Below are 13646 nucleotides of genomic sequence, written 5' to 3'. Positions count from 1 at the left end.
AGTACAGGGCGCTAGCGGCCAATTGGCCTCGAAGAATCGGTGCGGTAACCGTTTACTTCGTCCCCGACTGCGCCGCAAACGTAATCTGCGTCAGCCCTTCGCGGCGCGCCGCGTCCATCACGGTGACCACTGCCTGCACGGGGGCCGTGGCGTCGGCGCTGATGATCAGCACGCTGTCCTTGGCGGCCACGCCCCGCAGGGCGGCGGCCACGGCGTCCACGTCGCGCACTTCCAGGGGCTGCTTGTTGACGGCGTAGCGCCCGTCGGCCGACACGGCCACCACGATTTCCTTGGGCCGGTCGCGCGAGGCGTCGGCGTTGGCGGTGGGCAGGGTGATCTGCAGCTCGGTGAACTTGCTGTACGTGGTGGTCAGCATCAAAAAGATCAGGATCACCAGCAGCACGTCGATGAACGGGATCAGGTTGATCTCCGGTTCCTCGGGCGGGTGGGGGCGGAACTTCACCGCTTGGCTCCCTTGGCCTGCTCGGAGCCGGGGCACAGGGGCTCCAGGTGGCGGGCGAACTGCTCGGCGGCCAGTTCCAGCTCGAGCACGTAGCCGTCGACACGGGCGCGGAAGTAGCGCCAGAAGATCAGCGCCGGGATGGCAACGATCAAGCCGAAGGCGGTGTTGTACAGCGCGACCGAGATGCCATGCGCCAGCTGCGCGGGGTTGCCGCCCGACAGCGAGCCGGTGGGCGCCTGCGCGCCGAAGATCTCGATCATGCCGATCACGGTGCCCAGCAGGCCGAGCAGCGGCGCGGCCGAGGCGACGGTAGCCAGCGCGGGCAGAAAGCGCTCCAGTTCATGCGCGACCTTGCGGCCGGCCGCTTCCATGGCGGCGCGCACGTCCTCGGGCTTGCACCGGGGGTTGCCGTTGATGGCGCGCCAGCCAGAGGCCAGCACTTCGCCCAGGGCCGAATGCGCGGCCAGCTGGTTGACGGTGTCGGGGCCGGGGATGCTGTCGCGCGACATGGCGATGGCTTCGTCCAGCAGGCCCGGCGTGACGACGCGGCTGGCCTTGAGCTTGATGAAGCGCTCGATGATGAAGGCCAGCGCCAGGATGGAACACAGAATCAGCGGCCAAATCGGCCAGCCTGCGGCTTGGATGATCGAAATCAAGGGATGTTTCTCCGACGGCGCGCGCCGCAAGTCAGGCTGAATGTCGGGGACAGTGCCGCCAGGCCACGCGCCAATGTTGGAATTCGCGGGCGATTATGGCCCAGCCGGCGCCGGGCTCTGGCGCCGGGCCGTGCCGCAGGTGGCTTCATCGGGCGCGGGTGTGCACATCTGCCGCTGCAGCGGCGCCCGGTGCATGGCTTTCGCCTGCAATGGCCCCAGGTGGGCGGGCGCGGCGGGCGGCGCTACGATCACGCCCCTGCCAAGCAAGCGCCGGTGCGGGTTGGCGGTCAACGGGCGCGCATCGTGGCGGGTCAGCGGGGGCATGCGGGCGCCGCCAGCCAATGGGGGCGAAAGCGCGGGCCAAGGCCGAAGTCATGCACCATTTCTGTGGATAACTTTGTGCAAAAGCCGGTGTGTGGGTGCCGCAAAGCCAGCATTGGCGCGGTTTCTGACAGGTTGATGAAGACTTTGGCAGAAAAATAGATAATCAAATCAATGGCTTACACCGTATTGCGTCGTTTCCGGGGGCTTTGGGGGTGCTGGCGCACCGCACCGGCCGCGCTGTGGAGTAGTGGCGCGGCCTGGGGCCCGAAAACCGCCGGGAAAGCGCATGGAACCTGACTTTCTGCCCCCGCGCCCAGTGCCGGCGCCGCGTATCTGGCCAGTTGGCGCGCTGACCCGCGCCATTGCAGATGCGCTGGAGGCGCGCTTCAACCCTGTCGCGGTGCGTGGCGAGGTTTCGGGCTTCACCCGCGCGGCCAGCGGGCATTGTTACTTTTCGCTCAAGGACGACAGCGGGCAGCTGCGCTGCGCGATGTTCCGCCGCGCGGCGGGGTTGCTGAATTTCAGCCCACGCGAGGGCGATCAGGTAGAGGTGCGCGGGCGCGTGGCCGTGTACGAGCCGCGGGGCGATCTGCAGCTGGTGGTCGAATCCATGCAGCGTGCCGGGCAGGGCGCCCTGTTCGAGCAGTTCCTGCGGCTTAAAAGCCAGCTGGAGGCCGAGGGCCTGTTCCACGCCGAACGCAAGCGCCCGCTGCCGCCGCTGCCGCGCGCCATCGGCGTGGTCACGTCGCTGGGCGCCGCCGCGCTGCACGACGTGCTGACAGCGCTGGCCCGGCGGGTGCCGCACATCCCGGTGGTCGTGGCGCCTGCGGCGGTGCAGGGGGCGGGCGCGCCGGAAGAGTTGCGCCGGGCGCTATCAAAACTGTATCTGCTGGCGCAGGATGGACGTGCGCCAGAGGGTGATTTGGCTCTTGATGCCGAGGCCGCCAACCCAAGTGATGGCGCGCCGCCCATCGACGTGATCCTGCTGGTGCGCGGCGGCGGCTCCATCGAAGACCTGTGGGCCTTCAACGACGAGCGCCTGGCCCGCACCATCGCCGCCAGCCCGGTGCCGCTGGTCAGCGGCGTGGGGCACGAGACGGACTTCACCATCGCCGACTTCGTGGCCGACCTGCGCGCGCCCACGCCCACCGCGGCGGCCGAGCTGGTCAGCGCCCCGCGCGCGCAGCATCTGGGCGATCTGCAGGCCCAGGCCGAGCGGCTGGCGCGCGCCCTGCGCCGCCGGCTGGATGGCGAAAACCAGCGCATCGACTGGCTGGCCAGCCGCCTGTCGCGCCCGTCCGAGGCGGTGGCGGGCGAACGCCTGCGGCTGGACCGGCAGGCCCAGCGCCTGCGCCACGCCCTGGCGCTGCGGCTCGAGCGTGAGCGCGCCCGCCTGGCCCAGTGGCAGGACCGCTTGCCGCGCCAGCTGGCCCCGCGCCTGGCGGCCGACGCCGTGCAGCTGGCGCGCCTGGCCGATCGCCTGGGCGCCGCCGTCGCCCGCCAGCAAACCAGCGCCCACGAGCGGCTGGAGCGCGCCGCCCTGCGCCTGGCCGCGCTGGACCCGCAGCGCGTGCTGGAGCGCGGCTACGCCTGGCTGGAAGACGAGGCCGGCCACGCCATCACCCACGCGGCGCAGACCGCGCCCGGCCAGCCGATTCGCGCCACCCTCGCCGATGGCAAGGTTGATCTCACCGTGAACGGGCCCGCGTCGCGCTGACTTCCTACAATGGCCCTCGTTCAACCGCCCTACGATGGCGGTGACCTTTCCCACAACCCACGATAGAAGGACAACCGCGATGGAACGCACGCTTCCCCCCTTGCCTTATGCCCACGACGCGCTGGCGCCCGCCTGCAGCAAGGAAACGCTGGAATACCACCACGACAAGCACCACAAGGCCTACGTGGACAAGCTCAATGAGCTGCAAAAAGGCACCGAGTTCGAAAACATGGAACTCGAAGACGTCATCAAGAAAGCCAGCGGCGGCATCTACAACCAGGCCGCCCAGATCTGGAACCACACCTTCTTCTGGAGCTGCATGAAGCCCAACGGCGGCGGCGAGCCCACCGGTGCCCTGGCCGACGCCATCAACAAGAAGTGGGGCAGCTACGCCGACTTCAAAAAGGCCTTCGTCACCAGCGCCGTGGGCAACTTCGGCTCCGGCTGGACCTGGCTGGTGAAAAAAGCCGACGGCAGCGTGGACATCGTCAACATGGGCGCCGCCGGCACCCCGCTGACGACCGGCGACACGCCCGTGCTGACGCTGGACGTGTGGGAACACGCCTATTACATCGACTACCGCAACCTGCGCCCCAAGTTTGCCGAAACCTTCTTCGACAAGCTGGTGAACTGGGATTTCGCCGCCAAGAACTTCGGTTGAAGCGCCAGCGGCAAGGCCTGCGGGCCACGCCGCGCTTATGCCGCCAAAAGGCCACCTTCGGGTGGCTTTTTGGTTGGGCGCGCGGTTTAGGCCGCCGTTTGCAGCGAACCGGCGGCCCGGCGGTGGCGGGCGGAAGGGAGGGTGTAGGGGCGTTGATCTGGCGCAGCCCACCCGCTGCCGCACTGGGGCATTTCACGATGAGAGGTGGCGTTTTGTCAAAATACGGTTTGGCAGCCGACGCCGCGTGACGCGGGGCGTCGCTTTTTTGCGGGCCGACAACGATTACCGGAGAGACCTTTCCATGAGCGACAAGCCGTCCACCATCATCTACACCCTGACCGACGAGGCGCCGCGCCTGGCCACCGCCTCACTGCTGCCCATCGTCAGCAGCTTTGCCAAGGTGGCCGGTATCGATGTGCAGACCAGCGACATCTCGGTCGCCGGGCGCGTCCTGGGCCAGTTCCCCGAATACCTGACCGACGCGCAGCGCGTCACCGACAACCTGAGCGAGCTGGGCAAGCTCACGCTCAAGCCCGAAGCCAACATCATCAAGCTGCCCAACATCAGCGCGTCGGTGGCGCAGCTGAAGGCGGCCATCAAGGAGCTGCAGGACAAGGGCTACAAAGTGCCCGACTTTCCTGAGAACCCGAAGGACGACAAGGAAAAGGACATCCGCGCGCGCTACAACAAGTGCATCGGCTCGGCCGTGAACCCGGTGCTGCGCGAAGGCAACTCCGACCGCCGCGCGCCGCGCGCCGTCAAGGAATACGCGCGCAAGCACCCGCACAGCATGGGCGAGTGGAGCCAGGCCTCGCGCAGCCACGTGTCGCACATGCATTCGGGCGACTTCTACCACGGCGAAAAGTCGATGACGCTCGACCGCGCGCGCGACGTGAAGATGGAGCTGATCACCCAAAGCGGCAAGGCCATCGTGCTCAAGCCCAAGGTCTCGCTGAAAGACCGCGAGGTGATCGACAGCATGTTCATGAGCAAGAAGGCGCTGCTGGCCTTCTATGAAAAAGAGATCGAAGACGCCCACAAGACCGGCGTGATGTTCTCGCTGCACGTGAAGGCCACGATGATGAAGGTGAGCCACCCCATCGTGTTCGGCCACTGCGTGAAGATCTTCTACAAGGACGCGTTCGCCAAGCACGCCAAGACGTTTGAAGAGCTGGGCGTGAACGTCAACAACGGCATGATCGATCTGTACAACAAGATCGCCACCCTGCCGGAAAGCCAGCAGGACGAGATCAAGCGCGACCTGCACGCCTGCCACGAATACCGGCCTGAGTTGGCCATGGTGGATTCGTCCAAGGGCATCACCAACTTCCATTCGCCCAACGACGTGATCGTCGATGCGTCGATGCCCGCCATGATCCGCAACAGCGGCAAGATGTACGGCGCCGACGGCCGCCTGAAGGACGTGAAGGCCGTGATGCCCGAATCGACCTTCGCCCGCATCTACCAGGAGATGATCAACTTCTGCAAGTGGCACGGCGCGTTCGACCCCAAGACCATGGGCACCGTGCCCAACGTGGGCCTGATGGCCCAGCAGGCCGAGGAATATGGCAGCCACGACAAGACCTTCGAGATCCCGGAAGACGGCGTGGCCAACATCACCGACCTGGAAACCGGTGAAGTGCTGCTGAGCCAGAACGTGGAGCAGGGCGACATCTGGCGCATGTGCCAGGTCAAGGACGCCGCCATCCGCGACTGGGTCAAGCTGGCCGTCACGCGCGCGCGCAACTCGGGCATGCCCGTGGTGTTCTGGCTGGACCAGTACCGCCCGCACGAAAAGGAACTCATCACCAAGGTGAAGATGTACCTGCACGAGCACGACACCAACGGCCTGGACATCCAGATCATGAGCCAGGTGCGCGCCATGCGCTACACGCTCGAGCGCGTGATCCGCGGGCTGGACACCATCAGCGCCACCGGCAACATCCTGCGCGACTACCTGACCGACCTGTTCCCCATCATGGAGCTGGGCACCAGCGCCAAGATGCTGTCCATCGTGCCGCTGATGGCCGGCGGCGGCATGTACGAAACCGGCGCGGGCGGCTCGGCACCCAAGCACGTGCAGCAGCTGGTGGAAGAAAACCACCTGCGCTGGGATTCGCTGGGCGAGTTCCTGGCGCTGGCCGTGTCGCTGGAAGACCTGGGCATCAAAAACGACAACGCGCGCGCCAAGCTGCTGGCCAAGACCCTGGACGCGGCCACCGGCAAGCTGCTGGACAACAACAAGGGCCCCAACCCCAAGACCGGCCAGCTGGACAACCGCGGCAGCCACTACTACCTGGCCCTGTACTGGGCGCAGGCACTGGCCGAGCAGAAGGAAGACGCCGAGCTGGCCAAGCTGTTCGCCCCCGTGGCCAAGCAATTGGCCGACAACGAAGCCAAGATCGTCGAAGAGCTGGCTGCGGTGCAAGGCAAGCCCGCCGACATCGGAGGCTACTACCTGCCCGACGTGGCCAAGCTGGACCAGGTGATGCGCCCCAGCGCCACGCTGAATGCCGCGCTGGCCAAGCTGGGCTGATGCCCGCCAAGGCTGGCGCTGGCCCGCAAGGGTCAGCGCGGCCAGCATAGAAAAAGCCACCTTCGGGTGGCTTTTTTATGTGTTGAATCCGGCTCTGGCGCTGGCCGGTAGTGCGCTGGCAGCTATTGAATCAATAGCGACGGATGGCAGGCTCGGCAGTCTCGGCAGGCACGGCAGGCACGGCAGGCGCAGAAAGGCGCTTTGGTTGAGCCAAATGCGCTCTGCTGGCCCACCCGCGCGCCGGGTGGCCGCCCGGCGCCCTTGCGCATCAGTGGTGGTAGCCCGCGTCTTCCGCGATCTTGCCGCGGAACACCGAGTACGACCAGGCCGTGTAGGTCAGGATGAGCGGCAGCAGGAAGACCAGCCCGGTCAGCAGGAACACCTGCGAACTCTGCGCCGCCGCCGCTGCCCAGATCGTCAGCGAAGGCGGCACGATCAGCGGCCACATGCCCAGCACCAGGCCCGCAAAGCCCAGCACGAACAGCGCCATGGTCCAGACGAAGGGCCGCGCGTCGTGCGCGGGCCGATGCTCGGGCAGGCGCGGGCGCCCGGCGTCGCGCCACAGCAGCCAGCCCACCCACAGCGTGACGATGGGCACCGGTGACAGCCAGAGGAAGTTGGTGCCGTCAAACCAGCGCGCCATCAGCCGCGAAGCCAGGAAAGGCAGGCTGGCGCTGACCAGCAGCATGGCCAGCAGCATCAAGACCACGAGCGGGCGGGCCAGGCGGCGCGCGCGGTCGTGCAGCGGGCCTTCGGTCTTCAGGATCAGCCAGCTGGCACCCAGCAGCGCGTAGCCCACCACCAGCGACAAGCCCGTCAGCAGCACGAAGGGGGTCATCCAGCCCAAAGCGCCGCCGCGGTAGTGCCCGTCGACCAGCGGCAGGCCTTGCACCACGGCGCCCAGGATGACGCCCTGGCAGAACGTGGCCACGACCGAGCCCGCGCAGAACGCACCGCCCCAGGCCCGCTTGGCAAAGCCGTAGCCTTTGAAGCGGAATTCGAACGCCACGCCGCGAAACACCAGCGCCAGCATCATGATCAGCACCGGAAGGTACAGCGCCGACAGGATCACGGCGTACGCCTTGGGGAAGGCCGCGAACAGGCCGGCGCCGCCCAGGACCAGCCAGGTTTCGTTGCCGTCCCAGATCGGCGCGGCGGTGTTCATCATGTGGTCGAACTCACCCTCGGTCTTGGCCGTGGGCGCCAGGATGCCCAGCCCCAGCACGAAGCCGTCCAACAGCACGTACATCAGTACGCTGAAGCCGACGATGCCAAACCAGACGACGGGCAGCCATGGGCTGGTGTTCATGGGGCACTCCCTTCGCCAATGTCGCGTGCGTCCGCCGTCGAAAGGGGGCGTGCCGCTGTTTTGAGGCCATGCTCGCTGTCCGGCGCGCTTTCGTGCACCTCCGGCCCTTTTTGCAGCAGCCTGATCAAGTACCAGATGCCGGCGCCGAAGATGACGACGTACACACTGATGAAGCTGGCCAGCGACCACAGAACCTCGGTGCGCGTGATCAGCGGGCTGACCGCGTCGCGCGTGCGCAGCACGCCGTAAACCACCCAGGGCTGGCGCCCAATCTCGGTCACGTACCAGCCGGACAGCAGCGCCACAAAGCCCGCCGGCGCCATCCAGCGCCAGGCGGTGTGCAGCAGATGCGCGCTGCCCAGCTTCCCGCGCCACCACGCCCAGGCCGAGCAGACCACCAACAGCAGCATCAGCACGCCCAGGCCCACCATCACGCGGAAGGCGAAGAACACGGGGGCGACCGGCGGACGGTCTTCGGGGGCGACGGCGCTCAGCGGCGGGATCTCGCCGTCCAGGCTGTGCGTGAGGATCACGCTGCCCAGGCGGGGGATGGCAATCTCATAGTCGTTGCGCGCTTCGGCTTGGTTGGGCACGGCAAACACGACCAGGGGCACGCCTTCGCCGGGTGGGCCGGCCTCCCAGTGGCCTTCCATGGCGGCCAGCTTGGTGGGCTGGTGCTTCAGCGTGCTCAGGCCGTGCATGTCGCCCACCAGCATCTGCAGCGGCACGGCAATCACCGCAAAGCCGATCGACAACTTCAGCATGCGCAGGGCCGCGGGCACGTGCACGCCGCGGCGCAGGTACCAGCCGCTCACGCCGCCGATCACGAAGCAGGTGGTGATGAAGGCCGCCAGCACCATGTGCGGCAGGCGGTAGAAGAAAGACGGGTTGAAGATGATCGCCCACCAGCTCTCCGGCACGAAGACGCCGTCCACCAGCACGTGGCCCTGAGGGGTGTGCATCCAGCTGATGGCCGCGATGATCCAGAAGGTGGAAATCAGCGTGCCCAGCGCGACCATGCAGGTGGCAAAGAAGTGCACGCCGGGCTTGACGCGCCTTTGCCCGAACAGCATCACGCCCAGAAAGCCCGCCTCAAGGAAAAAGGCGGTGAGCACCTCGTAGCTCAGCAGCGGGCCGAGGATGTTGCCGGCGCGCGCTGAAAGCTCTGACCAGTTGGTGCCGAACTGCATGCTCATCACGATGCCGGACACCACGCCCATGCCAAAGGAGATGCCGAACACCTTCACCCAGAAGCGGTACAGGCTCATCCACATCGGGTCGCCCGTGCGCAGCCATCGCCACTCCAGAAACATCAGCCAGCTGGCCAAGCCGATGGTGAAAGCCGGGAAGATGATGTGAAACGAAATCACAAACCCGAACTGGATGCGGGAGAGCAGCAGGACGTCCATGACGTCATTGTGTGACCGATGCATTACCCCCGGCGGTAGGTCGCGTACCGGGGCCGCCCGCTGCGGGCGTGGCGGGGCGGCTGCGCGTGATGGACCAGCGGGTGGGTAACCGGACTGCGGTAGCCGCCAATCGGGCTGGGTTGGCAGGGCCGAAGGCGGCGACCAACGCATCGCGCTCGGGGTAGCTGCTGGAGACGGCGAAGCCTAGTGGTCAGGCGCGCTCAGCGCCCGGGGCGCGTTGGCGAGTTGCCTAAGCCGCAGCGCGCGACGGCGTTAGGAATCTGAAAGATTCTGGCCTCTAGCGCAGGTGCCACGAGCGCTGGCAGCTATCAAAACAGGAGTATTTCACCCACGAGCGACACGCGGGCCAGGCGCGGCCCGGCCAGGGCGCGGATGCGCTCAGGGCGCTCGACGAAACGCCTCGCCACCCAGCTTGTGGCCGGCCTTGATGTGCTTGGCGTCGAACCAGCCCTGGTTCATCTCCAGCACGTAGCGCACGGGCTTGGTGGAGCAGTGGCTGGTCTCGTCCAGCGGTTTCATGTCGGCCAGGTTGGCGATGGTGCCGTCGTCGGTCACGAAGGCGGCCGTCAGCGGGATCAGCGTGTTCTTCATCCAGAAGCACTGCACGGCGGGCTGCTCGAACACGAAGAGCATGCCTTCGTGCTGAGGCATTTCCTGCCGGTGCATCAGGCCGATCTGCCGCTGTGCGTTGGTACTGGCCACTTGCGCGTCGATGCGGTACATGCCCGCCATCAGCGTGGTGCGCGGCAGGTTCATCTGCGGCTGGCCGGCGGGTGCAAGTTGCGCTTGCGCCGCGGCGGCCAACACCGTGCAACCCACGGTCAGCAGAGCTGCGCGTCGCACAGCCTGGCTCAGGCGCACCGTTCGCCCGATGCGCGCACCCCGTCGGCGGTTCCGGTTCACGGAGGGGGTAGGAAAGCGAATGGGCACAGAAAAAGCCATGGTGCGAAGGGCGGTAGGTGCAAAAGGGGGGGCGGGCGCCGCCCGCGAAGGCGGCCAGCCCGGGGGCGAGTTTACGTGCGCTCGACCAGTTGCCCCACGGCGTCCAGCAGGCTTTCAAAGCCGCCGCGCGGGTCAAAGCGCTGGCCGTTGATGAAAAAGCACGGCGTGCCGTTCACGCCGCTGCGCAAGCCGCTTTCCATGTCCTGGCGGACGCGCGCCTCCAGCTCGCCCGCATCGACGGCCGCCTGGAACTGCTCGGCGCTCTGGCCCAGCGAGGCGACGATCTGGCCATACAGCTCGGGGCCCAGGGCGCCCTGGTTCTCGTACAAGGCGTCGTGAGCAGGCCAGAACTGGCCCAGCGACGCGGCGAACTCGGCCACGATGGCGGCGTTGAACGCCTCAGGGTGCGCTTCCACCAGCGGGAAATTGCGAAAGGCAAACGCGATCTTGTCGCCGTAGCGGCGAACCAGTTCCTGGGTGACGGGGTAGGCGTCTCCGCAATAGGGGCACTGGTAGTCGCCGTACTCGACCACCTGGATCACGGCCTTGGCGTTGCCGACGGTGTGGTCGTTGGCGCTGAGTGGGGGTTTCAGGGACATGAGGGGCTCCGGTAGGGCAAGGCGGATTGTGGCGATGGGTTTACAGACGGTCCAGCGCGTCCAGCACGCCATCGACGCCCGGGTTGATGGCCACGGGCGACAGGTAGCTCCAGGCGATCTTGCCCTCGGCGTCGATCACGAACAGCGCACGCTTGCTGCAACCGGCCTCGGCGTCGTAGGCCCCGTAGGCGCGCGAGACTTCGCCTTTTGGCTCGTAATCGGACAGCAGGTCAAAGTGCAGCTTGCGGGCGTCGCGGAAAGCCTGGTGGCACCACGCGCTGTCGACCGAGATGCCCAGCACCAGCGCTTGCTTGGGCTTGATGAGCGGCAGCGCCTCGTTGAACAGCGCCAGCTCGTCCCCGCAAACAGGGCTCCAGTCGGCGGGGTAGAACACCAGCACCACCGGCTTGCCGCGCAACTCGCTCAGGCGCAGGCGCTGGTCGGGGGTGGCGGGCAGGTTGAAGTCTGGCGCCTGGGTGCCCACGGCGAGGATGTCGGTGGGCTGCGATGAAGCGGTCATGAGGATGGTGTCCTTGGTGGCGTTCGCAAAAAATGGCTCGGCGGCGAGCGGCCCCGCAGGCAACGTCAAATAGGTTGGAACGTTGAAGCCAGCCGAGTGTCCGCCAGGCGCGGGGCGTGTGTCTGTAGGACAGCGCAGTGCGCGAAACACTGCGTCAGGGCTGCCCCTGTGACAACGCAAGGTGCGGGGCACCGCCTAGAATTCCAAGTCTCAAGGCGCGCCAGCCCACTGCCCGGCGGGCGGCGCGGCCGGATTGCTTCGCCCCATCGACATCTGGAGACCAGAATGACCCGTTCCGAGCACATCAAGGTGCCTGCCGAAGGCCAGAAAATCACCGTCAACGCGGATTTTTCGCTCAACGTGCCTGACCAGCCCATCATTCCCTACATCGTGGGTGACGGCACTGGGGTGGACATCACCCCCGTGATGATGAAGGTGGTGGACGCGGCGGTGGCCAAGTGCTACGGCAGCCAGCGCAAGATCGCCTGGATGGAGGTCTACGCAGGCGAGAAGGCCACACAGGTCTACGGCCCCGACGTGTGGCTGCCGCAGGAAACGCTGGATCTGCTCAAGGAGTACGTCGTTTCGATCAAGGGGCCGCTGACCACGCCGGTGGGCGGCGGCATCCGCTCGCTCAACGTGGCGCTGCGCCAAGAGCTGGACTTGTACGTCTGCTTGCGCCCGGTGCGCTACTTCAAGGGCGTGCCCTCGCCCGTGAAAGAGCCGGAAAAAGTCGACATGGTGATCTTCCGCGAGAACAGCGAAGACATCTACGCGGGCATCGAGTACGAAGCCAAGTCCGACAAGGCCAAGAAGCTGATCAAGTTTCTGGTGGAAGACCTTGGCGTTAGCAAGATCCGGTTTCCGGACAGCTCGGCCATCGGCGTCAAGCCGGTGTCGATCGAGGGCACCGACCGCCTGGTGCGCAAGGCCATCCAGTACGCCATCGACAACGACAAGCCCAGCGTGACCCTGGTGCACAAGGGCAACATCATGAAGTACACGGAAGGGGGCTTTCGCGACTGGGGCTATGCGCTGGCCCAGCGAGAGTTTGGCGCCCAGCCGATCGACGGCGGCCCATGGTGCAAGTTCAAGAACCCGAAGACGGGTAAAGACATCGTCATCAAGGACGTGATCGCCGACGCATTCCTGCAACAGATCCTGCTGCGCCCGGCCGAGTACAGCGTGATCGCCACGCTGAACCTGAACGGCGACTACATCTCCGACGCCTTGGCCGCGCAGGTGGGCGGCATCGGCATTGCCCCTGGCGCGAACCTCAGCGACAGCGTGGCTTGCTTTGAGGCGACGCACGGCACGGCGCCCAAGTACGCAGGCAAGGACTACGTCAACCCTGGCTCCGAAATCCTCTCGGCCGAGATGATGCTGCGCCACATGGGCTGGAAAGAGGCGGCCGACAAGATCATCGACAGCATGGAAGCCGCTATCCAGACCAAGAAAGTCACCTACGACTTCGCGCGCCTGATGGAAGGCGCCACCCAGGTCAGCTGCTCAGGCTTCGGGCAGGTGATGATCGACCATATGTGAGGCGCAGGGGGCGCCAGTGGCGCCGACGTTCCTACGCCAATCAAAAAGCCCGGCAAGACCGGGCTTTTTTGAGGCCGCGAGGCAGCGTGGGCTGCTTACGACAGCATGGGCGGTTGAGCTTCGGCCGAAGCCGGTGGCGCCTCGCCAGGCAGGGCCTCCTCGGCAGATTCGCTGCGGATGCGCATCGCCAGCAAGCCTTTGGGGCCTTCGTTGACCTCATAGCTGACGCGACTGCCTTCCTTGAGGGTCTTGAAACCATCCATGTCGATGGCTGAAAAATGGGCAAACACGTCAGGCCCGCCGTCGTCGGGTTCGATGAAACCGAAACCCTTCAAGTCGTTGAACCATTTGACTTTCCCAACCGGCATGGCACGTCTCCTTTAGATACTTCCGTCCTACGTTGGCGAGTGTGCTGTAACAAGTTCTAACTTGTCAACCGTCTCATGGGTGGAGTGTCGGCAATAACTGTCACCCTTGCATCAGCGGCGTAGGGCCACATATGAGGTGGCGACGCGCCATGGCGGCGCCCCGATAGAATCTTTTGCATGGCGACCCGCAAACCGAAAACGACCGTTCCGCCGTCCCCCAGCGTCACCCCGGCACGACAACCTGACAACGGCGAAGCCGTGGTGCTGGAGCGGGTGCCGCTCAAGATCCAGCCGCCGCAGATGCACCAGGTGGTCATGCTGAACGACGATTTCACGCCCATGGAATTCGTGGTGCTCGTGATCCAGGAGTTCTTCGGCAAGGACCGCGAAACCGCCACCCAGATCATGTTGAAGATCCACCTGGACGGCAAGGGTGTCTGCGGCGTGTATTCGCGCGACGTGGCGGCCACCAAAGTCGACCAGGTGATGGGCGCAGCACGCGACGCCGGCCACCCGCTGCAGTGCGTGAGCGAACCGGTGGAATGACGCCCGCCGGCTGGCCGTTGAATAAGCCCG

Annotated in this window: 13 protein-coding genes; 5 read left to right on the top strand and 8 right to left on the bottom strand. The window is 66.1% G+C overall.

Translation table 11 applies throughout. The annotated features are described in order from the left end of the window. Positions 1–52: 52 nt before the first annotated feature. Both C6570_RS16175 and C6570_RS16170 read right to left on the bottom strand, forming a co-directional pair. Positions 53–463 (bottom strand): ExbD/TolR family protein, encoded by a 411-nt coding sequence (locus C6570_RS16175; protein ID WP_106704133.1) that lies wholly within the window; start codon positions 461–463, stop codon positions 53–55. Continuing rightward, positions 460–1119, bottom strand: coding sequence for a MotA/TolQ/ExbB proton channel family protein (locus tag C6570_RS16170; RefSeq protein WP_106704132.1), 660 nt, complete (start codon positions 1117–1119; stop codon positions 460–462). The genes C6570_RS16175 and C6570_RS16170 overlap by 4 nt, the downstream gene beginning before the upstream one ends. A gap of 610 nt (positions 1120–1729) precedes the next feature. Here C6570_RS16170 and xseA point away from each other — a divergent pair. The 3 genes from xseA to C6570_RS16145 all read left to right on the top strand — a co-directional run bounded on the left by xseA (position 1730) and on the right by C6570_RS16145 (position 6357). Beyond that, positions 1730–3160 (top strand): exodeoxyribonuclease VII large subunit, encoded by a 1431-nt coding sequence (xseA, locus tag C6570_RS16155; protein WP_106704129.1) that lies wholly within the window; start codon positions 1730–1732, stop codon positions 3158–3160. 79 nt (positions 3161–3239) lie between these two features. Next, positions 3240–3821 (top strand): superoxide dismutase, encoded by a 582-nt coding sequence (locus C6570_RS16150; RefSeq protein WP_106704128.1) that lies wholly within the window; start codon positions 3240–3242, stop codon positions 3819–3821. Positions 3822–4122: 301 nt separating this feature from the next. After that, positions 4123–6357, top strand: a complete 2235-nt coding sequence (locus C6570_RS16145; protein ID WP_106704127.1) for an NADP-dependent isocitrate dehydrogenase — start codon at positions 4123–4125, stop codon at positions 6355–6357. Between the two features lie 268 nt (positions 6358–6625). On the opposite strand, the gene cydB is transcribed toward C6570_RS16145, so the two are convergent. From cydB to C6570_RS16120, 5 genes are all read right to left on the bottom strand, one after another. After that, on the bottom strand, positions 6626–7666 hold the full coding sequence (cydB, locus tag C6570_RS16140; RefSeq protein WP_106704126.1) for a cytochrome d ubiquinol oxidase subunit II: 1041 nt from the start codon (positions 7664–7666) through the stop codon (positions 6626–6628). Beyond that, positions 7663–9075 carry a cytochrome ubiquinol oxidase subunit I gene (locus tag C6570_RS16135; protein WP_106704125.1) on the bottom strand — a complete coding sequence of 471 codons (1413 nt, stop codon included), beginning with the start codon at positions 9073–9075 and terminating at the stop codon, positions 7663–7665. The genes cydB and C6570_RS16135 overlap by 4 nt, the downstream gene beginning before the upstream one ends. Before the next feature lie 399 nt (positions 9076–9474). Further along, on the bottom strand, positions 9475–9939 hold the full coding sequence (locus tag C6570_RS16130; RefSeq protein WP_425437896.1) for a DUF192 domain-containing protein: 465 nt from the start codon (positions 9937–9939) through the stop codon (positions 9475–9477). A 170-nt stretch (positions 9940–10109) separates the two neighbouring features. Next, complete coding sequence (locus C6570_RS16125) at positions 10110–10637, bottom strand: DsbA family protein (protein WP_106704123.1); 528 nt, start codon at positions 10635–10637, stop codon at positions 10110–10112. 40 nt (positions 10638–10677) lie between these two features. Continuing rightward, entirely contained in the window at positions 10678–11157 is a 480-nt protein-coding gene (locus C6570_RS16120; protein ID WP_106704760.1) for a redoxin domain-containing protein, read from the bottom strand. 285 nt (positions 11158–11442) lie between these two features. Between C6570_RS16120 and icd the strand changes: the two genes are divergently transcribed. Beyond that, positions 11443–12702: an NADP-dependent isocitrate dehydrogenase gene (gene icd / locus C6570_RS16115; protein ID WP_106704122.1), complete on the top strand. Its 1260-nt coding sequence runs from the start codon at positions 11443–11445 to the stop codon at positions 12700–12702. A gap of 95 nt (positions 12703–12797) precedes the next feature. Here the strand turns inward: icd and C6570_RS16110 are convergent, their stop codons facing one another. Further along, positions 12798–13070 carry a cold-shock protein gene (locus C6570_RS16110; RefSeq protein ID WP_106704121.1) on the bottom strand — a complete coding sequence of 91 codons (273 nt, stop codon included), beginning with the start codon at positions 13068–13070 and terminating at the stop codon, positions 12798–12800. Positions 13071–13247: 177 nt separating this feature from the next. Here C6570_RS16110 and clpS point away from each other — a divergent pair, with 177 nt between their 5' ends. Continuing rightward, complete coding sequence (clpS, locus tag C6570_RS16105; protein WP_106704120.1) at positions 13248–13616, top strand: ATP-dependent Clp protease adapter ClpS; 369 nt, start codon at positions 13248–13250, stop codon at positions 13614–13616. Positions 13617–13646: the final 30 nt, after the last annotated feature.

Origin of the sequence: Ottowia oryzae (genome assembly GCF_003008535.1) — a bacterium.
GTDB lineage: Bacteria > Pseudomonadota > Gammaproteobacteria > Burkholderiales > Burkholderiaceae_C > Ottowia > Ottowia oryzae.
The sequence above is the reverse complement of the archived record's forward strand: the minus strand, read 5'-3'. Positions and strand labels throughout refer to the sequence as shown.

Excerpts from the sequence above, each read along its gene's own strand:
- C6570_RS16135 (WP_106704125.1), bottom strand. The coding sequence starts at position 9,075 with ATGGACGTCCTGCTGCTCTCCCGCATCCAGTTCGGGTTTGTGATTTCG.
- C6570_RS16120 (WP_106704760.1), bottom strand. The coding sequence starts at position 11,157 with ATGACCGCTTCATCGCAGCCCACCGACATCCTCGCCGTGGGCACCCAG.
- icd (WP_106704122.1), top strand. The coding sequence starts at position 11,443 with ATGACCCGTTCCGAGCACATCAAGGTGCCTGCCGAAGGCCAGAAAATC.
- xseA (WP_106704129.1), top strand. The coding sequence starts at position 1,730 with ATGGAACCTGACTTTCTGCCCCCGCGCCCAGTGCCGGCGCCGCGTATC.
- C6570_RS16145 (WP_106704127.1), top strand. The coding sequence starts at position 4,123 with ATGAGCGACAAGCCGTCCACCATCATCTACACCCTGACCGACGAGGCG.
- clpS (WP_106704120.1), top strand. The coding sequence starts at position 13,248 with ATGGCGACCCGCAAACCGAAAACGACCGTTCCGCCGTCCCCCAGCGTC.
- cydB (WP_106704126.1), bottom strand. The coding sequence starts at position 7,666 with ATGAACACCAGCCCATGGCTGCCCGTCGTCTGGTTTGGCATCGTCGGC.
- C6570_RS16110 (WP_106704121.1), bottom strand. The coding sequence starts at position 13,070 with ATGCCGGTTGGGAAAGTCAAATGGTTCAACGACTTGAAGGGTTTCGGT.
- C6570_RS16150 (WP_106704128.1), top strand. The coding sequence starts at position 3,240 with ATGGAACGCACGCTTCCCCCCTTGCCTTATGCCCACGACGCGCTGGCG.
- C6570_RS16125 (WP_106704123.1), bottom strand. The coding sequence starts at position 10,637 with ATGTCCCTGAAACCCCCACTCAGCGCCAACGACCACACCGTCGGCAAC.